Raw genomic sequence first — 21,590 nt, 5'->3', positions numbered from 1 at the left:
GACGCTTCTGATGACGCTCACCTACTCCGCCGGCTCCCTGGTGACCGCCCGTGGCCGCGAATGGGTCGTGCTGCCCGAGAGCGAGGCCGACATGCTGGTGCTGCGGCCCCTCGGCGGTTCCGACGACGACATCGCCGCCGTGTTCCCCGCCTTCGAGGAGGTCAGGGGAGCCGAGTTCGCCGCCCCCTCGCCCACCGACCTGGGCGACCAGCGCGCCGCCGGCCTGCTGCGCTCGGCCCTGCGGATCGGCTTCCGCTCCGGCGCCGGCCCGTTCCGCTCGCTTGCCGGGATCGCCGTTGAGCCGCGGGCCTACCAGCTGGTCCCACTGCTGATGGCGCTGCGTCAGAAGACCGTCCGCATGCTGATCTCCGACGACGTCGGCATCGGCAAGACGGTCGAGGCGGGACTGATCGCCAGTGAACTCCTGGCCCAGGGCGAGGCGAAGGGCCTGGCGGTGCTCTGCTCGCCGGCACTGGCGGAGCAGTGGCAGGAGGAGCTGCGCACCAAGTTCGGCCTGGACGCCGAACTCGTCCTCGCCTCGACGGTCTCCCGGCTGGAGCGCGGCCTGGACCTCGGCCAGTCGCTCTTCGACCGCCACCCGAACGTCGTGGTCTCCACGGACTTCATCAAGTCGCCGCGCCACCGCGACGACTTCCTGCGCCACTGCCCCGACCTGGTGATCGTCGACGAGGCGCACACCTGTGTGGCCGCCGACGACACCGGCGGCGCCGCCAGGGCGTCGCAGAACCAGCTGCGGTACGAGCTGCTGCGCCGCGTCGCCGAGGCCGCCGAGCGGCACCTGCTGCTGGTCACCGCCACCCCGCACAGCGGCAAGGAGTCCGCGTTCCGCAAGCTGCTCGGCCTGGTGCGGCCCGAACTGGCCACCGTGGACCTGGACTCCGAGGCGGGCCGAGTGCTGCTCGCCCAGCACTTCGTGCAGCGCAAGCGCGCCGACGTCCGCCAGTACCTCACCCGAGAGGACGGCCTGACCGACGACAGCCTCGCCGAGCGGACCGCGTTCCCCTCGGACCGCTACTTCAAGGACGAGACCTACCGGCTATCCCCGGCCTACCGCGAACTGCTGGACGACGCCATCGCGTACGCGAGCGATCGCGTCGAGGCCGCCGGCTCCCAGGGCAAGCGGGAAGCCCGGATCGCCTGGTGGTCCGCGATCGCCCTGCTGCGCTCGCTGGTCTCCTCACCGCGCGCCGCCGCCCAGACGCTGACCACCCGCTCGGCCGCCGCGGTCGCCGCCAGCGCCGAGGAGGCCGACCGGCTCGGCGCGCCGCTCACCAGCGACTCGGCCGACAGCGACGTCCTGGAGGGCATGGACGTGGCCCCGGGCGCGGAGACGGACGGCGCCGGCGCCCGCCTGGCCGCACTGGCCGAGCGTGCCACGGCACTCGAGGGCCCGCAGGAGGACCGCAAGCTCAAGGAGCTCACCAAGCACCTCAAGGCGCTGCTCGCCGACGGCTACAACCCGATCGTGTTCTGCCGCTACATCCCGACCGCGGAGTACCTGGCCGAGCAACTGGCGGGCAAGCTCGGCGCCCGGACGAAGACCGCCGCCGTCACCGGCACGCTCTCCCCGCAGCAGCGCATCGAGCGGATCGAACAGCTCGCCGAGGAGGCCGGCGGCGACAAGGCCGCCCGCCGGGTGCTGATCGCGACCGACTGCCTGTCGGAAGGCGTCAACCTGCAGCACCACTTCGACGCCGTCGTGCACTACGACCTCGCCTGGAACCCGACCCGCCACGACCAGCGCGAGGGCCGGGTCGACCGCTACGGCCAGCAGCGGGACGAGGTCCGGGTCATCACGCTGTACGGCGCCGACAACGGCATCGACGGGAAGGTGCTGGAGGTGCTCATCGCCAAGCACCGGCAGATCCGCAAGGACCTCGGCATCTCCGTCTCGGTACCCGACGAGACCTCCTCCGGGGTGACCGACGCGATCGTCGAGTGGGTGCTGCTGCGGGGGCGGGAGGGCCAGCAGGAGGGCCTGTTCGCGGTCGACGACCTGGTGGACGCCAAGGCCGCCCAGCTGGAGCAGGACTGGAACTCCGCCGCCGAGCGTGAGACCGCCTCCCGCTCCCGGTTCGCCCAGCGCTCCATCCACCCGGAGGAGGTGGCCCGGGAGGTCGCGGCGATCCGCGACACGCTGGGCAGCGCGGGGGAGGTCCGCACCTTCGTCCGGGACTCCCTACAGGCCCTCGGCGCCGTGCTGCGCGGCGGAACCGCCGACGCCGGGGACTTCACCGCCGAGGTCTCCGGCACCCCGGCCGGCCTGCGCGACGCGCTCGCCCCGGTGGTCGGTGGCGAGGCCGTCGAGACGGGAAAGCCGATACCCTTCCGCGCCGACCCGGCGGTGGCGCGGGGCGAGGCCGCCCTGGTGCGGACCGACCCGGTCGTCGGCGCCCTCGCGGCCCACGTGCTCAACGCGGCGCTGGACACGCAGGCCGAGGGCAGCCGCCCGGCGCGGCGGTGCGGCGTCGTCACGACGGACGCCGTCCAGTCCCGGACCACCCTGCTGCTGGTCCGCTACCGCTTCCACCTCACGCTGCCCTCCCGCACCGGAGACAAGCAGCTCGTGGCGGAGGACGCCCGCCTGCTGGCCTTCCAGGGCGCGCCGAAGAGCGCCGTCTGGCTGTCCCAGGAGGAAGCCGTCGCGCTGCTCGGCGCCCAGGCGTCCGAGAACACCGACCCGTACTTCGGCGAGCGGACCATGAGCCGCATCCTCGGCCAACTCGGATCGGTAGAGAGGTACTTGGCCGAGTACGGCGACGGGCTGGCCGCCGAGCTCGACGCCTCGCACCGCCGGGTCCGCACCGCCTCCGGCGAGATCATCCGCGGCCTGCGGGTGACGGCCCAGCAGCCCGCCGACATCCTCGGCGCCTACGTCTACCTGCCCGCGACCGCGTCGACCGGAGAGGCCGCCTGATGTCCGCCACCGCCCGCAACCAGGTCTTCTCCGCCGTCCACACCATCGGCGGCCTGATCCCCGCCGACATGCTGGTGCGCATCGCCGACGGCAAGGACGTCCCCGGCGCCAAGCCCGCCGACTACGGCGTCATCGGCTCGCGGTCCGTCCGCGACGACGCCGAACGCCACTGGGACTACCTCAAGGCGGTGTGGCGCGAGCTGCGCGCCCGGCTGCCCGAGGACGAGCAGACCGGTGCGCCCGCCGCCGACCCGACCGGGCTCGCGGTCGCCCAGTGGCTGGAGCCGTTGTTCGCGGAGCTGGGCTTCGGCCGGCTGACGGCGCTGGGGGCGACCGGCATACCGGTGGCGGGGGACGCGGAGAAGGTGTTCCCGATCAGCCACCGCTGGCGGCACGTGCCGATCCACATGACCCGGTGGAACGCGGAGCTGGACAAGCGCCCGGGCGGCGCGGGCACCGTCCCGCCGCAGTCCATGGTCCAGGAGAGCCTGAACCGGACCGAGGCGCACCTGTGGGGCGTGCTCACCAACGGCCGCCAGCTGCGCCTGCTGCGCGACTCCAGCGCGCTGGCGACGGCGTCGTACGTCGAGTTCGACCTGGAGGCGATCTTCGACGGCGAGCTGTTCAGCGAGTTCGTGCTGCTGTACCGGCTGCTGCACGTGTCGCGGTTCGACGTGGGGGAGGACGCGGCGGCTTCGGCGTGCTGGCTGGAGAAGTGGCGGAGTGAGGCCATCAGTTCCGGCACTCGCGCTTTGGAGCAGCTGCGCAAGGGTGTGCAGAATGCCATCACGACGTTGGGGACGGGCTTCCTGCGCCATCCTGACAACGGCTCACTGCGCGCCGACCTGAACGTGGAGACGTACCACTACGCGCTGCTGAGGCTGGTGTACCGGCTGCTCTTCCTCTTCGTGGCCGAGGACCGCGAGGCGTTGCTGCTGCCGACCGCCTCCGAGCAGGCCAAGGAGCGTTACGCCAGGTACTTCTCGTCCGCACGGCTCCGCCGCCAGGCGCAACGGCGGCGAGGGACCGCGCACGGCGACCTGTACCAGGCGCTGCGGATCGTGCTGACGGCCCTCGGTGACGAGGACGGGCGTCCGGAGCTGGGGCTGCCGGGGCTCGGTGGCATCTTCGACGACGTTGAGGCCGACAGGCTTCTGCACGGACTGTCCCTGTCGAACGAGGCGCTGCTCAGCGCCGTTCGCGAGCTGTCGATCGTCCGCGATGTCGCCACCAAGCGGAACAGGGTCGTGGACTACCGCCACCTGGATGCGGAAGAGCTCGGCTCGATCTACGAGTCGCTGTTGGAGCTGGTCCCCAAGCACAGCGCCGCCGACCGCACGTTTGCGTTGGTCGAGCTGGCCGGCAACGCCCGCAAGACGACCGGGTCGTACTACACCCCGACCTCGCTCATCGACTGCCTGCTCGACTCGACTCTCGAACCGGTCATCGACGACGCCGTCAAGCGCGGCGAGATCCGCGCTGCGCACTCCGGTCAACCCAGTGCGCGCGACGCCATCGTGGAGGAGTTGCTGTCCCTGACGGTCTGTGACCCGGCGTGCGGCTCCGGCCACTTCCTGGTCGCGGCGTCGCGCCGCATAGCCAAGCGCGTGGCCGCCGTGCGGGAGCAGAACCCCGAGCCGACGCTGGACGCCGTGCGCCACGCCCTGCACGAGGTCGTCGCCCGGTGCATCTACGGTGTGGACCTCAACCCGATGGCGGTCGAACTCGCCAAGGTGTCGCTGTGGTTGGAGGCCCTGGAGCCGGGCAAGCCGCTGGGCTTCCTCGACGCCCACATCAAACACGGGAATGGGCTCATCGGTGCCACCCCGGCTCTCCTCGCAGGCGGCATTCCGGATGACGCGTTCAAAGCCGTCGAGGGCGATGACACGAAGATTGCTGCCAGCCTGATGAGGCGAAACGCCGCCGAGCGTTCAGGTCAGAGTGGTCTCTTCGACCTCGACACCGGCGTCAAGGTTGCCAACTCCACCTTCGCCTCCGGTTTGCGCCACATCATCGCCGCTTCGGCCGAAACCCTCAAGGACGTTCACCTTCAGTCCTCCGCCTTCCGCGCCTGGGAGCAGGACCCGGCTTACCTCCATGCCCTCCACGTCGCCGACGCCTGGTGTGCCGCCTTTGTCTGGCAGAAGACGGCCGATGCCCCACCCACAGTGACGGAGGAGGTCTACCGCGGCCTACAGGCCCCCGAGGGCGCCGGCGCGACGACGGCCACCAACGACGAGATCATCCGGCTCGCCTCGCGGTATCGCTTCTTCCACTGGCACTTGGAGTTCCCCGAGATCCTCAGCGTTCCGGAGGATGGCGTTGGAGTAGACCCGACGACTGGCTGGGCCGGTGGATTCTCCTGCGTGGTCGGCAATCCGCCGTGGGACAAGGTCGACTTCGAGGACAAGAAGTACTTCAGCATCGTCGAACCGTCCATCGCCGAGATCTCGGGAACGGCGCGGCGCACCCGCATCGCGGAGTGGGCGGAGGAGAACCCGGAGGAGGGCGAGCGATACCGTGCCGAACGCCGCAAGGTAAAGTCCACGTTCCTGTTCGCGGGCAGCTCCGGGGCGTTCCCGCTGTGCGGAAAGGGCCTCACGGTCAAGGGCGTCAACTCGCTTCAGACGGATCAACTGTTCGCCGAGCGCTTCGCGACCATCGTTGCCGCTGACGGGCGCTTCGGGTGCGTCATCCCGACAGCCATCGCGACGGGTGCGGGAGCGCAGCATCTCTTCAACGACTTCACCCAGTGCGGTGCCATCGCATCCCTATACGACTTCGAGAACCGCAAGCCGCTCTTCGATGGCGTGCACTCAAGTTACAAGTTCTGCTTGCTCTCTCTGACTGGCCGGGGTCTGCGAGAACCTGCGGCGAGGTTCGCGTTCTTCCTGGAGGACACCACTGACCTTGATGACGCTGACCGTGTCTTCAAGCTCAGCGCTGAAGAGATCGCGCTCATCAACCCCAACACCGGCACGCTCCCCATCTTCCGTAGCCGCCGCGACGCTGACCTTACTACGGCGATCTACCGCCGGATCCCGGTCCTGTGGAACGAGACCGAGAAGACCGGCAATCCCTGGAGTATCAGCTTCAAGAATCTCTTTAACATGACCGACGACTCGGACCTCTTCCGCGGGCGTGATGTACTGGAGGAGCAGGGCTGGGAACTTCAAGGGAATGTCTTTGTACGGAATGGAAAGCGGATGCTGCCGCTGTACGAAGCGAAGATGGTCGACTTCTTCAATCACCGTGCTGCTGATGTAGTGAAGAGCGCGACAGCGGTCACTCGACAGAACCAGCCGCGCTATCTGACCCAAGAGGATCTCGAGGATCCGGGGCGGCTTGCCTTGCCTCTTAACTGGATTGCCGAGAGCGGACTGATCGAGAGTCGCAGAAGTGGCAAGGAAGTCGAGGTGCCGGGCGTCGCCCTCCGTCTGGAGGCTGCGGGATGGGAGCGGGACTGGCTCTGTGGTTGGTGTGATGTCACGGCGTCTACGAATGAGCGTACAGCCATACCTGCGTTCATCCCGCGTGCGGCAGTTGGACACAAGTTTCCTCTGATGTTGGTGAATGCCGAACCCAGGCTTATCGCTGTACTAATTGCGACTCAGAGCTCTCTGGTCTTCGACTTTGTCAGCCGGCAGAAGATCGGGGGAATGAGCATGGGTCTTTTCGTTTGGAAGCAGCTCCCTGTTCCTGCTCCGGCGACTCTGGAACCCCATGTCGCGTTCATCGCCCCGCGAGTCCTTGAGCTTGTCTATACGGCCCATGATATGGCTGGTCTTGCGCGCGACCTGGGAGACATGGGACAGCCTTTCCTATGGGACGAGGCCCGCCGTGCTCAGATCCGGGCTGAGCTGGATTCGTACTTTCTCCACCTCTATGGGATCGAAAATGAGGATGCCGAGTATATCCTGGAGACATTTCAATCCGAATCTGGTGGCCTCAAGAATAACGAGATCGGCAAGTACGGCGAGTATCGCACCAGCCGGCTAGTGCTAGCCGAGCATAGTCGTATGGCTGCTGCTGGCGTCAGTCTCATGACACCACTCGTGGATGGGGAGAGCTTTACGTCAGCTCTTACTCCGCCTCCTGGTTGTGGTCCCCGCCATCCAGCAAGCTGAGTGGAAGTGCATGACGGCCCGTCGCCGGACTAGCCGGTGACGAGCCGTTTGCATCAGGCTCACGCGTGCAGAGCTGCGAAGGTGATGAAGTCCTCCCAAGCCTTGGAAGTGAATGAGAGTGCTGGCCCCTGCTCGTCCTTGGAGTCTCGGACGTAAACAGCCCTGGGGCTCACGGCGACCTCTACGCACTCGCCACCCTCATTGCTGCTGTGGCTGCTCTTGAACCAGGCCAATTCAACGAGTTTCTCGGTCTTCATTGCTCTCCCAGGATCTTCTCGATCAGGGTCAAGGACTCCCGTGGCGTGAGGGCCTGGGCCCTGATGCTGCCGTACTGTGCGGCAAGCATACGGACGTCCTCCGTGTCCGTGCTGAGGCGGTTGACCTTCTGTACTTCCAGATACCCCACCTGCGGCCGTCCCTTGGGCGTCAGCAAGATGAACGGCCCGGCCATCCCGGCGTGTTCCGGCCTGTTCGTTGGCATGACCTGAAGCTCCATGCTGCGTAGCTCGCCGAGTCGCATGAGCTGCTGCAACTGTCCCTCGTGGACTGCCCATCCCCCGATCGGTCGGCGGAGCACGGCTTCTTCGATGACACAAGTCACCATCGGCGCGGGCCAGCGAGTCAGGATTTCCTGCCGTGACAGTCGTGCGGCCACCCGTTGCTCGATGGTCTCCTCATCCAGGAGCGGTTTGCGCATCCCGTAGAGCGCGCGGGCATGGCTTTCCGTTTGCAGCAACCCGGGAATCGTGTGGTTGCTGTAGTAGTGGAGTTCTACTGCCTCCCGCTCGAGCCGTGCGTAGTCGCGGAACCACGCCGGGTGCCGCACCCGGGCCCGCGCCTTCGCCCGTGCGACGTCCTCCTTCGCGGCCTTCAACAGCCCGCCCGCGCCCAGCAGGTCATCCGCCGCGTCCAGGAACTCCGGTTGCGGGATGCGCCGACCGCGTTCCAGCGACGAGATCAGGTCCTCGCTGTAGCGCAGCCGTTCAGCCAGCTCCCGCTGAGTCAGGCCGGCGCGCTCCCGCAACAGCTTCACCTGGCGGCCGATCGTGCGGAACAGGTCCGCCGACCCGTCCTCGTCCTCCGGCGGCTCCGGCCGCTGCTCTACCACAGCGTCAGCCTCCGACATCGACACCACCCCGTCCATCGCCTTGCCGACGACCCGTACAGGAAGCGGTCCGTACCGGTACGCGTACGCTGAGTACCGCCTGCCCTGCTGGTCAGAGTACGTCCAGGCGGACACGCTGGGTGATGTGAATGGCGAAATCACCCACCTCATCACGCCCGCAGTCACCCGCAGCTTCACGGCGCTGCTGTCCGCCACCCGCCGCGGTGCACGTCTTGCACGGAGACTGACAGTGGAGCAACTCGCGGACTGGGGCGAGCCCTTCGAGACCGCCGAGCAGATCGTCGCGGAGCTCGCTGCGAACGCCGCCCTGCACGGCCGCCTGCGCGGTCGCAGTTTCCGGCTCACCCTCTCGCTGTACCCCGCTGCCATGCTCCGGATCGCCGTCGCCGACCCCCGCCCGGAATGGCTCCCGGAACCCAAGAGATCCGACGGCGGCGCCGACGCCGAGGCGGAGTCCGGCCGCGGCCTGCTGATCGTGGCGGCCCTCGCCGACCGCTGGGGTGTGGACCTCACCGTCCCGCCCGTGAAGACCGTCTGGGCCGAACTCGACCTCGGCCGCCGATGACCTTGCCCGCCCCGTGGGCGGTACGACGAGCCGTCAGGCGCGAGCCGGATCCCGGTAGTACGCTGCCGCGCTCTGCTCGTACGGCGTAAGCAGCGGCTCCAGCTCCGCCCGCACCAGGTTCGCATCGCCCACCGGCAGCGTCAGCGACGCTCGTCGCATCCGCACGCTCCAGGTTGCCGGGTCTGGGAACGCCGACAGGCGCGGCACCAGGTCCCGCAGGGCGACTCCCGTGCGGAACGGGGCCAGGCCGGAGATCTCCAGCCGGCAGCCCTCGGTGAACGCCCGCTCCGCGAAGTGGACCGGCTCCGGTAGCACGCGGACCGGGCTGGCCACCGAGGCTCGGCCGATGACGCGTCCGAGGTCGCGGGTGGGGTTCCGGAAGCAGCCTCGCGTCGTGTAGAGGAAGATCTCGTCGCCCTCCGTGAGGGACCGAGCCAGTTTCGACCGTCCGGCGGGGAAGGCCATGCGCTGCTCGGTCACCACCCAGCTCAGCGCGGCGCGGTCGCCGATGATCAGCAAGTGCGTGGCGGGCATGCGGACACGATAGTGGCCGTTGGCCGCCGCGCGGTCGAGCGGGTCCAGGCGGATGCGGCTGTTCCGGCTTTCGTGAAGCGGACCTGACGGACCATCACCATGTGCTACCGTCCGACTACAGAAAAGTTTGACCCCGGCGGTGCGCCAACACCCCGGGGCATGGCACAGGAGCTAGCACTCCCATGCACGTTCACTTTATCGCGCCTGCCCGTTACGTGCGGGCATCCCACGACATCATCCGCCACCCGCGCATGAAGGCGACGGCGAAGACCCTCCTCCTCTGGGCCCTCTCGCTCCCGCCCGGCAGTCGGGACACGATCCTGACGATCGGCAGCCGCATGCCCGAGGGCCGCGTGGCCGTGTCCGGCGCGCGCAGCCAGCTGATCGCGGAGGGCTTCCTCCACGTCCGGCGGCACCAGCACCCGACCAAGGGCACCTGGACCACCGACCTCATGGTGACGAGCGTCCCGCTCACCGCGCCGGACGAGATCGCCGCCGCCTGGGCCGCGGCGGCCGCCGACAGCCGTGCCGAGCCAGCGGTCCCCGCTCAGCGCAGGAGCCTGACAGTCGGTCAGCGGGCCACTCGGCAGGTCGGCACTTCCCCCAAGGGGGAGAACACCGAGCGGAACACCTCCCTCCCCGCCCCACCGCAGCCGGCACCCGACGCGGCGGACGCCGAGGCGGCACGGCTGCTGTGCGCACTCACCGTGCCCGACGGCCGCCTGCGGCTCGGCCTGGCCGAGGCACTGACGCTCGCGCCGCTGGTCAGCCAGTGGCTCGCCCTGGATGCCAGCCCACGCCGCCTTCAGGACGCGCTGCTGGCCGATCTGCCCGCCCGGGTGCACGCCCCGGCGGCGTTCCTGCGCAAGCGGCTGGAGCGCAAGATGCCCGCGCCCCCGGCTCCCGTCCCGCCGCCGCGCGCCCGCCACGAGTGCCACCGCTGCCAGGTTCCGGTACCGGCCCCCGGCATCTGCCGCTCCTGCGCCGGGCTCACCCCGGCCACCACCCCTGACCCTGCGGCCGTGGCCCGCAACCGCCGGGGAGCCGCCTACGCCCGCGACCTGCTGCGCGGCGCCCGCAGGCCAGCGCTTGCCGCACGCTGACCGTCGATGGCACGGGAACCAGGCGCTGCCTCAGCGCAGCAGATCCTCGGCTCGCTGCGGGATGCCCCGAACGTGGCGGTCCGCCGCCACCATGGCCCGGAGGAGCCGGTGGCCCTCGGGTGCGGCCACCAGGCCGTCGACCACCGCCGCGCGCATGATGTCCACCGTGTCCCTGACCGTGATGCCCTTCCGGCGGGCGTAGCGGCCGGCCTCGCCGTCATCGGTGACCCATACGGACGTCGTGAACTCCGCGCGCTGCTGGACGACGACCAGGGTTTCCGCCTCGCCCAGGTGCTGGAGCGGGCGCCCGGGGTCGGCGCCGAAGACCGCACGGCGCAGCCGGTCGACCAGCGCGGTCTCCTGGGGCGTGTCGATCTCGATGGGCTCGCCGAGCCACCCGGCCTCCAGCACGCTCCGCAGGCGGGGCAGGTGACGGGCCGACCGCTCGGCCTCGTAGGCCACTGCCTGTGTCCACCGCCCCCGGCTGTCGAGGACCTTCTCCAACAGGGATAACCGATCGACGGCCGCGAAGTTGCACAGCACGGTGTTGTCGGGAAACCACCAGGTACGGCTCATGGTTGGAAGACCGGATCGTCCTTCTCCGCGTCAGCGGTGACGGGAAGCGCGGACGCGTCCGGCTCCAGGATCTCGCGCAGTTGGTCGACGTCCGTCTCCAGGTAGGCGGCGAGTGGACGCAGGGTGGTCTCGTCGGCCTGGTAGCCGGCGTAGAGGCCGGTCGCCGGGCGGAGCGGTAGGCGCTGTGCTTCGGCGGCCGCGATCCGTTGCTGGTGGGTGTCGATGCGGTTGGTGCGCAGGTGGCAGAGCTCGGTGGTCAGGCCGCGCAGACGGTCCCTGGTCGAGCCGGAGATCCACCCGAGGCGGTGCAGGCGTGCGGCGAGCGCGCTGGGGGACACCTGGAACCGGACGACCAGCGACCTGAAGTCCTCCTCGGAGACTTCCCGGCCCGGCGTGGCGCTCTGATCGCCGGCCTCGTCCGCGAGCGCCGCGCGGAGCTCGTCGGTCGGCATGAGGAAGTTGGCGGCGAAGACGTTGGCCCGGACCTCCGTGTAGTCCTTCTGCCTCCCCGGCGACAGGTGGGTTTCGGCCCGCAGGTCCTGGGCGTCGCCTGCCAGGATGTGACCGAGCTCGTGGGCGAGGGTGAAGCGCTGCCGGGTCCACAGCTCGGTGCGGGTGAGCAGGACGAGCCGGAAGCCGTCCGTCCGCCAGGCCACGCCGTCGAGTTCGTCGGGGAGGCGGACCTGGGCCACATCGATCCCGAAGTGCTCTTCCAGCGCTCGGACGAGACCGGTCAGTTCCAGCTCGGCCAGCGAGGCCACGCCGTGCGCGGCCAGCACGTCCAGGGCGTCCCGGGCCAGTGCCTCGCCCTGGTCCACATAGCGTTCGAGGTCTGCTCGTGGCGCGGGGAGCGGGGGGAGGGCGGGCAGGCGATCGAGCAGTTCGAGGACTTCGTAGGCCGTGGTGAACCGTGCGACCTGTGCCTCCAGGGCGGCCAGGTCGGCGACGGGTGCGAGGACGGCTTGACTGCGTGCGGCGATCCGGGGTCGCTTGGGCTCGCGGCCGGTCAGCAGCCAGTCGACGGTGGTGCCCCCTGCCTCCGCGACGCGTGCGAGATCCAGCGAGGTGAAGCGGCGGGTGCCGTTGAGCGACTTGGACAGTTTGTCGGTGGTGAGTCCGATCTGGGTGGCGAACGCGGCCTGGTGGGTTGAGGCTGCGATCATCACCTTGCGTACACGGTCGGCCACAGTCTCGTTCATGAAGCCACCGTACCCCCGTGTTGCGAAAATCGCAACGCGATGGCGCGGCCGGCCGCCACTGGTGATGGGCGCGCCCGACAGGCCCGGCCGGTGTGCTCGGTCGGCCCGTGCGCCGTGTCGGCGCCAGGCTCTACGCTGCCCGGGAGAGCTTCGGCCCAGGGGACGGGAGTGGGGGACAGGTGTCTGACGAGTACCAGGAGTTCTGGCTGCGACTGCCTGGCGGGGAGGGGATCGACCGGGCGCGTGGTGTGCTGCTCGACGCGGTGGGGAACCGAGGGAGCCGCAGGTTCCTGATCCTGGCCGGATCGCCTGCGCGGGAGAAGGTCACGCCTTCCAGCGCGAAGCTCTTCGGCCAGGCCTTCATGCTGCGCGAGGAGCTGCGCGCGAAGGGGGTGCTGCGTCCCTCCACTCGCTGGCCAGGCTGGCTGGAGCTGGTCGAGGACTTCGAGTGCGGTTCGCCGTCGCTGGCCGCCACGCTGCTGAGTGGCGGCCGCCGCAACGGCCTGAAGCGGTGGCGTGCGCAGGACGGCAGGCCGCTCGCGGAGTTCATGACGGGCGCCCGGTCCGGCCCCAGCCGCGCCTGGCTGGTCCGCGGCTCCAACGTCGCCGGGCTCGACCTCGTCCAGCGGCTCTGGCTGCCTGACGGCTGGGTCACTCTCGCTGCTTCCCGGCTTCGACCGGAAGTCGAACAGGAGGCCAGCAAGGACCAGTTGCGCACGTACGTCCAGGAGGACTACGAGTCCACCGCGACCTACAGCCAGAAACTCCAACTGGTCGAGGAACTGCACGCCTTCCTCACCCGGATGAGGCCCGGCGACACCGTGTGCACCATCTCCGGCGGGGCGCTGTACGTGGGGGAGCTGACCGGTGGCGTCGAGCAGACGGTCTCCGAGGACGGGCGGTCCAACCTGCGCCGGCCGGTGGAGTGGCAGACCACCGGCTACCCCTACGACGAGCTGCCCGAGGAGCTCCAGCAGAAGCTGTCCGTGCAGCACGACGTGGCCGACCTCACCGCCGTGCAGGCCCTGCTCGAAGGGCTCGGGCTGAGCGACGAGGAGCTGGCGGACGAGGCCGAGGCCCTACAGCGCGACCCCAGCATCGAGATCCCGGCGGTCACGGCCCGCCGCGAGCTGGCGCTGCCCGAGCCCACGCCGGAACTCGCCGACGAACTGCTGGTCCATGATGTGGCGTGGCTGCGCGAGGTGGCCGAGCTGCTCTGGGACGAGCGCCAGTTGGTGTTCTACGGCCCGCCCGGCACCGGCAAGACCCACCTGGCGCTGAAGCTCGCCGAGTTCCTCGGTGGCGGGCCCGAGCAGGTGAAGCTCGTGCAGTTCCACCCCTCCTACGCGTACGAGGACTTCTTCGAGGGGTTCCGCCCCCAGGAGGACCCGCAGACCCGCGAGGTCGCCTTCCGGCTGACCGCCGGGCCGCTGCGGGAGCTGGCCGACCTCGCCTCCCGCGAGGGGAACCGGCACGTCCCACACTTCCTGATCATCGACGAGATCAACCGCGCGAACCTGGCCAAGGTCTTCGGCGAGCTGTACTTCCTGCTGGAGTACCGCAACCGGTCGGTGCGCCTGACCTACTCGGGCGACGACTTCGCGCTGCCGCCGAACCTGTTCGTGATCGGCACCATGAACACCGCCGACCGGTCCATCGCCCTGGTGGACGCGGCGATGCGTCGCCGTTTCGCCTTCGTTGAGCTGTCACCGCGCACCGAGCCGACCAGCGGGCTGCTGCGCCGCTGGCTCGCGGCCACCGAGCGGGACGGCGAGCCGGCCGATCTGCTGGACGCGCTCAACGAGCGGATCGACGACCCGGACTTCCGGATCGGGCCCTCCTACCTGATGAAGAAGGGTGTGTACCGGCAGGGCGGCCTGGAGCGGACCTGGCGTACCAAGATCCTGCCCCTGCTGGCGGAGCACCACTACGGCGAGGGCGTGGACGTCGATCGGCGGTACGGGCTCGCCGCGCTGCGCGGCGAGGTGGCCCGCCGCGCCGAGCGGTTCGTGCTCCAGCCCGGAGACGTCCGCTGGTCCGACCAGGCGCGGTCGGCCGACGGAGAGCCGGCCGAGTCGTGACCGTCCTCCACCTGGTCGAGCACGCTCGGGCGGTCTCCGTCCCGTTGCCGGAGGCCGCCGGGCGGGCGCTCGCCGCCGCCCGGATCGTCGACGCCGTCCCCGACCCGTACGTGGCGGGGCACTGGAGACTGCGGGCAGGCAGCAAGGTCGGCGCGGTCGCCCTGGACGTGCCCGGCGGTGACCGCGTCACGGTACGGATCACCCCCAAGGTGGCCGTCGGGCGGCTGTTCTTCCTGCTCGGCTACAGCCGCGACCCGCGCGGCTGGCGCGACGGCCGGATCGAGGCCGCCGAGCACGCCGACCTGCTGCCGGCCCTCGCGCACACCCTGGAACGGCAGGTCGACCAGGTGCTGCGGCAGGGACTGCTCCAGGGCTACCGGGCCACCGAGGACTCCGCGCCGGTCGTCCGCGGCCGCATCCGCGAGGCCGAGCAGATCCGCCGCCGCTTCGGCGTGGCGCCGCCGATCGAGATCGCCTACGACGAGTTCACCACCGACATCCCGGAGAACCGCATCCTGCGCGCCGCCGTGGAGCGCGTGCTGCGCCTGCCCGGCATATCCCATGACGTGCGCCGCCACCTGCTGCACCAGCGCGCCCGCCTGGCGGATGCGACCCCACTGGTGCGCGGGCAGGAGCTGCCCGTCTGGCAGCCCAGCCGGCTCAACGCCCGCTATCACTCGGCCCTTCACCTCGCCCGCGCGGTTCTCGACGGGTCCTCGCCCGAGCACGCCGAGGGCGGACTGCCCATCAACGGATTCCTGTTCGACATGAACCGACTCTTCGAGGACTTCCTGACGGTGGGCCTGCGCGAGGCGTTCCGGGGCACGGACCGCACCTGCCGCCTCCAGGACCCGCACCACCTCGACGAGGCCGGCACCATCCGGATGAAGCCGGACCTCGTGCTGTACGGTCCGGACGGCACCCCCGAGGCCGTGGTGGACGCCAAGTACAAGGCCGAGAAGCCCGACGGCTACCCGGACGCCGACCTGTACCAGATGCTCGCCTACTGCACCGCCCTGGGCCTGCCCGAAGGGCATCTGGTCTATGCCAAGGGCAACGGCCCGCACACCGCCCACCGGGTCCGGCACGCCGGGATCGTGATCCACCAGCACGCCCTCGACCTCGACCGGCCGCCGGCGCTGCTGCTGTCCGAAGTCCGCGCGCTGGCACGAGTATTGGCAGCACGTCAGCACGTATGATCACCTGCGGAGCGTCCATCCGGGGCAGGGAGTCTGACAGGTGCCGCAGCTCGCGTTCGCGAACAGCTTCTGGGACAGCTACGACGTGCTCGAAAAGCCCGTCAAGGCCGGTGTGCGCAAGGCGATGCAGAAGTTCCAGCGGCTCACCGTGGCCGGACTGCACGCGGACAAGGGCCTGCATCTGGAGTCCGTGGACAAGGCCCGCGATCCGCGGTTGCGGACGATCCGGATCAACGACTTCTGGCGCGGGGTCGTGCTCGCTCCTGACGACGGCAGCGACGTCTTCCTGCTGGTCAACGTCGTGCCGCACGACGACGCCTACACCTGGGCGGCCAAGCGCCTCTACACCGTCAACACGGCGACACGCGCCCTGGAGGTCCGCAACGTCGTCGCCATCGAGCAGCTCACCCCAGCCCTGGAGCAGGCCGCGGCCGACGCGCCCACGCTGCTGTTCGCGAAGTTCTCCGACACGGTGCTCAAGGAACTCGGCATCGACGAGCAGGTGTTGCGGGCGGTGCGGACCGTCATCGACAAGCCGCAGCTGGAGGCGTTCGGGACGCTGCTGCCGGAGGACCAGTTCGAGGTCCTCCAGTTCCTGGCCGAGGGGTTCGGACCGGACGAGGTGTACCGGGACGTCGTCGCCGTACGACGGCCCGCCAACGCTGCGCCGGATGCCACCGAGGATCTGGCCGCGGCCATCGTCAACACCACCGGCCGCATCACGCTGGTCTCCGGCCCCGACGAGCTGGCCGACGTCCTGGAGAAGCCGTTCGCCGCCTGGCGGGTGTTCCTGCACCCGTCACAGCGGCGGGTCGCCTACCGGGTCTCGTACGGCGGACCGGTCCAGATCACCGGTGGCCCCGGCACCGGCAAGACGGTCGTGGCCCTGCACCGGGTCAAGCACCTGTTCACGCGCTCGCCCGACAGCCGGATCCTGCTCACCACCTACACCAACGCGCTGGCTGCCGCCCTGCAGGAGAACCTCGCGCTCCTCCTCGACGGCGACCAGCGGCAGCTCGCCCGGGTCGACGTCACGACGGTCGACGCCTGCGCCCACCGCACCGTAGCCGAGCTCGGCGGCCGGGCACTCACTCCGATCGGCGACCAGCAGGAGCGCGGGCTCTGGCAGCGGGTGGCCAAGCGCCTCGACCTCCCCTGGACCGAGCAGTTCCTGGCCCAGGAGTACCGCCACGTGGTGCTCGCCCACGACATCCGTACCCTCGACGAGTACCTGGCCGCCGACCGGCCCGGCCGCGGCACCCCGCTGCACGCGTCGCGGAAGAAACTGCTGTGGCCGGCCGTCGAACTGTTCACCGCCGAGCTGAAGGCGCGCGGCACGGTCACGCACCTCCAGGTGTGCGCGGAGGCGGCCGACCTGCTCGCCGCGGCCGGGCCGCGCTACGACCACGTGGTGGTCGACGAGGCCCAGGACCTCCACCCCGCACAGTGGCGGGTGCTGCGGGCGGCCGTAGCACCCGGCCCGGACGATCTGTTCATCACGGGGGACCCGCACCAGCGCATCTACGACTCGCGAGTCTCGCTGGGCGCCCTGGGGATCTCCGTCAAGGGCCGCAGCAGCCGGTTGCGCATCAACTACCGCAGCACCGAGGAGATTCTGGCCTGGTCCACCGGCATCCTCGCCCCGGTTGCGGTCGAGGACCTCGGCGGCGAGGGGAACGACAGCCTGGCCGGCTACCGGTCGCTGCTGCACGGCCGCCGCCCGCACGTGGACGGACACGGTTCCGAGCAGGCCGAGGTCACCGCGCTGGTGGAGCGGATCCAGGGCTGGCTCGCCGACGGGATCCGGCCTGCCGAGATCGGGATCTGCGCGCGCTTCAACGTGCTGCTCGACAAGGTCCACGACAGGTTGACCGCCACTCGGGTGCCCGTCGTGCGGGTGAAGGACAACCCGGGGCCGGACGTCGACGGTGTACGGCTGGCCACCATGCACGCCATGAAGGGCCTCGAATTCCGGGCGGTGGCCGTCGTCGGCGTGACCGCGGGCGCGGTGCCGTTCGCCCGGGAGATCACACCGGCCGCGACGGACCCGCTGCAACATGCTACGGACCTGCTGCGCGAGCGCTGCCTGCTCTTCGTCGCCTGCACCCGTGCGCGTGAGGCGCTGTCGGTGTCATGGTCGGGACGTCCCAGCCCCTTCCTGGTGCCGCTCCTCGGCTGAGCGCAGCTGCTCCAGCTCCTCCTGGAGGGTGGCGCCGAGCAGGTCGTGGGCATCGTCGGCGTACTGCTGCCCGATATCGTGCAACCTGCGAAGGTCGCGGCTGAACTGAGCGAACTGGCGGAAGAGGGCGCCGTGCTTCCGCTGCTCCTGGAGGGGCAGCATTGGTACGCGGATCCGGCGTGGGTCGATCCGTAGGGTGCCGCTGGAGCTGGGGGCGAGCCGCACTGAGGTGACCCCCGCGGTGTGGACACACCTGAGAATGGATCTCGTTGGTCCAGGAAGGTGAGGATCCACGTGGGACGTCCCTCGAAGTACAGTCCGGAGTTCAGGGCGGATGCGGTCGCGTTGTGGCGGGGCCGCCAGGCGGAAGCGGGAGCCGATCAGCACCTTCCCGAGCCCGTCGAGTGCGGCGCCAGAGCGTGTCCGAAAGATTAAGTTGACACACCCGGCTGTTCCTGTGGCGTGGGATCCATGAGCCCGGCCCTGGCGGAGTGCCCCGTCAGGGCCGGGTGTGGCAGGTGCTCAGCCGGTGTACGTGTACTGGTCGCCGTTGAGTACGTGGCTGATCCCGCCCCAGGTGATCACCCTGACGTTGACCGTGCCGGTGCCGGCCGGTGCGGTGGCGCTGCAGAAGGAGGTGCCGCAGGAGACGTCGGCGGCCGGCTTGTCGCCGAAGAGGACCACACTGCCCAGCAGGTTGCTGCCCCCGAGGTACACCGTGTTGCCACCGGCGGACGGCCCGCTCTTGATGTACACGTCGGTCAGCGCGGGGGTCGGGGGAGCGGGCGGCGGCGGCCCGGTGTAGAGGAAGGGGGATGGGGAGTAGGCGGTGCCGCCGGGGGTGACCAAGGTGACCGGGGCGAAGGCCCAGCCGCCGGGCGCGGTCGCGGTGCAGCTGGTGTCGGTGCACGAGACCTCGGTGGCCGGCGTGTCGCCGAAGAGCACCATGCTGTTGGTCAGCGCGGTTCCGCTGATCCGCACCACGGTCCCGCCGACGCCGGGTCCGGTCGTGGTGGAGAGGCCGTGGACGACCGGCGCGGCGGGGATCACCGGTGGTGGGGCGGTCTCGCCGCCGATGCCCACGGTCGCGACGTTGTTGGCCGGGTTGACGTCGTCCCGGTTGCTCACGGTCGCGGTGATCACGCTGGGGGGAATGGTGGCGGCGGAGGTGACGTGCACCTCCATGAAGTCGGTCTGCCCTGGCTTTCGGGTGCCGGTGAACAGGGCGGTGACGTGGTGGCCGTCGGGCGAGATGGTGCTGGTGAACGTGTAGTCGTACGGGGTGTCGTACATCATGATGTCCTCGGCGGTCATCCAGGACGGCAGGTCGAGGGTGATCTGGGTTGGTCCGGTGGTGTCGGTGGTGCCTACCGGTGTCCAGTCGACACTCACCTGGCCGTAGCCCGGGACAACCTCGGCTTGGACCGCGACGGCCTCGTCGGGTCCACCGGCGGGCGTGTCGGCTGCCGCGGGCGTGATGGTGGCCAGGGCGCCGGCCACGGCGAGTGCCGAACAGGCCAGGGCGCGTGTGATCTTCATGTGTTACCCCTCGTTTTTTCTCTTGGGATGGCACGGCGATGCGTCAGTCGGATCGGGACAAGGGAATTGACGCTTGCCGTGCATGGCGGCGCGGTGGGAGACCAGCCGGGGCCGGCCCCGGTGCGGGGCGACCTCGACCGGTTCACTGAGGCCAAGTCAGTTCACGGTGTAGCCCTAGGGGATGGCCGCCGAGACGGAGCCGGTCTGGTCCGCGCTGGGGGAGCCCGGGGTGCTCGCGGTGTGTGTCGAGTAGAGCGCCTCGGGCTCCAGTACGGGCTTGGCCGGGTCGCTCGGGCAGATCGCGCCCGGGGCCTGGGCGTCGTCCACCTTCTTGGCGTCGGACGGGACAGCCTTGGCGCTGTTCGCCGAGGCAGTGGTCGGGCCGAAGCTCAGCGGGTTCACCGTGACAGTCTGGTCCGGGACCACCTTGGCGACCGCCGGGCCGGCGGCGAGCTGGGCCCGCAGCGCCGGGCTGACGGTCGCTGAGAAGGCGTTGCCGACTACGAAGCTCCTGACGTTGGTGCCGCCGTTAGCCTTGACCCTGGTCAGCAGCGGAGCCTGTGCGGACGCGATGTTCTGCCGGCGCGCGTCCAGATGCCCGGAGTCGGCTGGCGCACTGGCAATCTGATCCTTCAGAATCACGATCACCGGAGCCGGCGCGCCACGGTCTGCGGCCGCGAGGGCGTTCGGGGCAGGCAACGGGGCGCCGTTCGCGGTGGCCCCGAAGGCTGGTACCAACGACGCGGCGGTGAATGTGATGACTGCTAACTGCGGTTTCGGTAAGCCGATCAAGGGTGTTCCTTCGTCTGGTGAGACGTCAGGGCGTGCCGGGATGCATGTGGTGGCGTCGGGCGCATGGGGCGTCTGGAACACCCTTCCCGACAAGCTCCCGCATTCCAGCGCATCGACGGCCCTCGCGACAAGGGGTCACGGCGACATGGTGACCGGTCGAGAGAGCAGCCGAACCGTCCGACAGTCGGCAATCCGCAGATCAGCACAGGTGAACGGGGTCGGCGCTCGGAAAGGAGATTTGTTCCGTTCGACCCGCAGGCTCACATGTCGCCCGGCAGACCCGGCGCGGACATACCGAACAGGTACTACCAAACTGACGCTGCATCAGGCGAATCGGTTGATATCGGGCGGCAGGTCCGGTGGCTACGCCTGGCCTCCAGCCGCCTCAGTCGGCGCCGGCGGAGGAGCACGCCAGCGCCTCGACGGGCAGCGTTTGCCGACCGTCCGTTCGTCACTCGTCCGGGCGAGCAGTTCCCGGACCTGGGTTGCTGAGCAGCAGGCCGTGTCCGAGCTGTGTGAGAGCGTGGCGGACCTGGCGCCCCTCGCGCTGGGTGGTGATCGCCCCGGCTGTCCGTAGGGCGGTGGCGTGGGCGGACGCGGACGGCGAGGTGATGCCAAGGCGCTCGGCCAGCTGAGCGGTGGTACACGGGCCCTGTCCGATCGCGCGCAGGGCGCGGGCTCGGGCGGGCCCGATCAGGCCGGCCAGCCCGTCCGTCCGGCGGGCCGGTGTGCGCTCGGGCGGCCGCACGTAGGTCGGGTAGATCAGCGCCGGCGGTTGGTGTTCGCTGAAGAGGGCGGCAACGCTCTGGAGAAAGAAGTCGGGGCGCAGCTCCAGTCCCCGCCCGCCCAGGTCGAAGGCGTCGTCCCACTCGGGCGTGGCGCACTGGAGGATGCCTTCCTCGCCCCAAGCCAGCTGGGGGTGGAGTCCGGCCAGCATGGCGCCGGTCCCCGCCTCGGCCGCGGTGCGCGCATGGTGCGCGACGTCGGCTTGCAGGAGGCGCTGGATGTCCGGCCAGTCCGGGGCGATGCAGGCCCGGAACAGCGACCAGGCACCGTCCGTGATCCGCCGCAGTTGGCGAGTGCCGCCGTCGCGTAACTCCGCGACGATGCGCGGTAGTCGCGGCTCCTGATCGTAGAAGGCGAGGTCCCGGTGGAGCACGGTCTCAGGGACCGCGAGGATGGCGTCGAGTTCGTCGGTGAGCTGTCTACAGCCGGCCTCGATGTCGGCGGCGAGGAAATCGGGCACGCCCTCGAAGCTGGCGTTGACCAGATCGAATATCGGGGCGGCCTGGTGCGGCACGTGCCGCCGCGCCTGGCGCCACCAGCGGTCACGGGTGATCGAGGCGCCGCCGCAGTGGTGCCCCGCCCCAGCGACGCCGCTGATCACCTGGCTCATGGGCGAGACGGTGAACCGGACGTTCGCCATGTCCGCTACGCCGAAGCCGAGTTTGAGCACAGCTGCCCCCGGTCCTGATGAGCCCCGATCCGACGATGATGCCATGCATTCACTGGGTTCGGGCGGTTTCGCGACTATTAGCCTCGATCTTGCATGACGGCTCGTCAGCTTGGCTGGCGGGCCGTTTTTGCTTGGCCGGGCCGGTGTTTCTGCTCTGTGGGCATGGTGAGGGCCCG

At 69.9% G+C, this 21,590-nt stretch carries 16 protein-coding genes; 8 read left to right on the top strand and 8 right to left on the bottom strand.

What is annotated here, in order from left to right; all coding sequences use genetic code 11:
• Nucleotides 1-10: 10 nt before the first annotated feature.
• Both ACZ38L_RS32345 and ACZ38L_RS32340 read left to right on the top strand, forming a co-directional pair.
• Complete coding sequence (locus tag ACZ38L_RS32345) at nt 11-2,938, top strand: helicase-related protein (RefSeq protein ID WP_465700076.1); 2,928 nt, start codon at nt 11-13, stop codon at nt 2,936-2,938.
• Entirely contained in the window at nt 2,938-7,065 is a 4,128-nt protein-coding gene (locus ACZ38L_RS32340; protein ID WP_465700073.1) for an Eco57I restriction-modification methylase domain-containing protein, read from the top strand. Before ACZ38L_RS32345 ends, ACZ38L_RS32340 begins: the two co-directional genes overlap by 1 nt.
• 59 nt (nt 7,066-7,124) lie before the next feature.
• Here the strand turns inward: ACZ38L_RS32340 and ACZ38L_RS32335 are convergent, their stop codons facing one another.
• Together ACZ38L_RS32335 and ACZ38L_RS32330 are read right to left on the bottom strand one after the other, a co-directional pair.
• Nucleotides 7,125-7,322, bottom strand: a complete 198-nt coding sequence (locus tag ACZ38L_RS32335) for a DUF397 domain-containing protein (protein WP_465700071.1) — start codon at nt 7,320-7,322, stop codon at nt 7,125-7,127.
• Nucleotides 7,319-8,191 (bottom strand): helix-turn-helix domain-containing protein, encoded by an 873-nt coding sequence (locus tag ACZ38L_RS32330; protein WP_465700080.1) that lies wholly within the window; start codon nt 8,189-8,191, stop codon nt 7,319-7,321. Before ACZ38L_RS32330 ends, ACZ38L_RS32335 begins: the two co-directional genes overlap by 4 nt.
• A 229-nt stretch (nt 8,192-8,420) precedes the next feature.
• On the opposite strand from ACZ38L_RS32330, the gene ACZ38L_RS32325 reads away from it, so the two are divergent.
• Nucleotides 8,421-8,756 carry an ATP-binding protein gene (locus tag ACZ38L_RS32325; RefSeq protein ID WP_465700069.1) on the top strand — a complete coding sequence of 112 codons (336 nt, stop codon included), beginning with the start codon at nt 8,421-8,423 and terminating at the stop codon, nt 8,754-8,756.
• A 33-nt stretch (nt 8,757-8,789) separates the two neighbouring features.
• Here ACZ38L_RS32325 and ACZ38L_RS32320 read toward each other — a convergent pair whose 3' ends face one another.
• Nucleotides 8,790-9,290 (bottom strand): hypothetical protein, encoded by a 501-nt coding sequence (locus ACZ38L_RS32320; RefSeq protein WP_465700066.1) that lies wholly within the window; start codon nt 9,288-9,290, stop codon nt 8,790-8,792.
• 182 nt (nt 9,291-9,472) lie between these two features.
• Here ACZ38L_RS32320 and ACZ38L_RS32315 point away from each other — a divergent pair, with 182 nt between their 5' ends.
• Nucleotides 9,473-10,393: a hypothetical protein gene (locus tag ACZ38L_RS32315; protein ID WP_465700064.1), complete on the top strand. Its 921-nt coding sequence runs from the start codon at nt 9,473-9,475 to the stop codon at nt 10,391-10,393.
• Nucleotides 10,394-10,423: 30 nt separating this feature from the next.
• Here the strand turns inward: ACZ38L_RS32315 and ACZ38L_RS32310 are convergent, their stop codons facing one another.
• Nucleotides 10,424-10,969, bottom strand: a complete 546-nt coding sequence (locus ACZ38L_RS32310) for a PIN domain-containing protein (RefSeq protein WP_465700061.1) — start codon at nt 10,967-10,969, stop codon at nt 10,424-10,426.
• Entirely contained in the window at nt 10,966-12,168 is a 1,203-nt protein-coding gene (locus ACZ38L_RS32305) for a helix-turn-helix domain-containing protein (RefSeq protein WP_465700059.1), read from the bottom strand. Before ACZ38L_RS32305 ends, ACZ38L_RS32310 begins: the two co-directional genes overlap by 4 nt.
• Nucleotides 12,169-12,347: 179 nt before the next feature.
• Between ACZ38L_RS32305 and ACZ38L_RS32300 the strand changes: the two genes are divergently transcribed.
• Genes ACZ38L_RS32300 through ACZ38L_RS32285 form a run of 4 tightly spaced genes read left to right on the top strand, consistent with a single transcriptional unit; the run spans nt 12,348 to nt 17,822 of the window.
• Complete coding sequence (locus ACZ38L_RS32300) at nt 12,348-14,249, top strand: DUF4357 domain-containing protein (RefSeq protein WP_465700057.1); 1,902 nt, start codon at nt 12,348-12,350, stop codon at nt 14,247-14,249.
• Entirely contained in the window at nt 14,246-15,448 is a 1,203-nt protein-coding gene (locus ACZ38L_RS32295) for an McrC family protein (protein ID WP_465700054.1), read from the top strand. Before ACZ38L_RS32300 ends, ACZ38L_RS32295 begins: the two co-directional genes overlap by 4 nt.
• A gap of 40 nt (nt 15,449-15,488) precedes the next feature.
• Entirely contained in the window at nt 15,489-17,627 is a 2,139-nt protein-coding gene (locus ACZ38L_RS32290) for a UvrD-helicase domain-containing protein (protein ID WP_465700052.1), read from the top strand.
• 45 nt (nt 17,628-17,672) lie between these two features.
• On the top strand, nt 17,673-17,822 hold the full coding sequence (locus tag ACZ38L_RS32285; protein WP_465700050.1) for a hypothetical protein: 150 nt from the start codon (nt 17,673-17,675) through the stop codon (nt 17,820-17,822).
• Between the two features lie 327 nt (nt 17,823-18,149).
• On the opposite strand, the gene ACZ38L_RS32280 is transcribed toward ACZ38L_RS32285, so the two are convergent.
• The 3 genes from ACZ38L_RS32280 to ACZ38L_RS32270 form a co-directional block, all read right to left on the bottom strand.
• The gene (locus ACZ38L_RS32280) at nt 18,150-19,166 is read right to left on the bottom strand and encodes an IPT/TIG domain-containing protein (RefSeq protein WP_465700048.1); all 1,017 of its coding nucleotides are present in this window, start codon (nt 19,164-19,166) and stop codon (nt 18,150-18,152) included.
• A gap of 174 nt (nt 19,167-19,340) precedes the next feature.
• A complete protein-coding gene (locus ACZ38L_RS32275) occupies nt 19,341-19,808 on the bottom strand; it encodes a hypothetical protein (protein ID WP_465700046.1) in 468 nt (155 codons plus the stop codon).
• Nucleotides 19,809-20,409: 601 nt separating this feature from the next.
• Nucleotides 20,410-21,354, bottom strand: a complete 945-nt coding sequence (locus ACZ38L_RS32270) for an ArsR/SmtB family transcription factor (protein ID WP_465700044.1) — start codon at nt 21,352-21,354, stop codon at nt 20,410-20,412.
• Nucleotides 21,355-21,590: the final 236 nt, after the last annotated feature.

The organism is Kitasatospora sp. NPDC024654 (assembly GCF_055559155.1).
The sequence above is the reverse complement of the archived record's forward strand: the minus strand, read 5'-3'. Positions and strand labels throughout refer to the sequence as shown.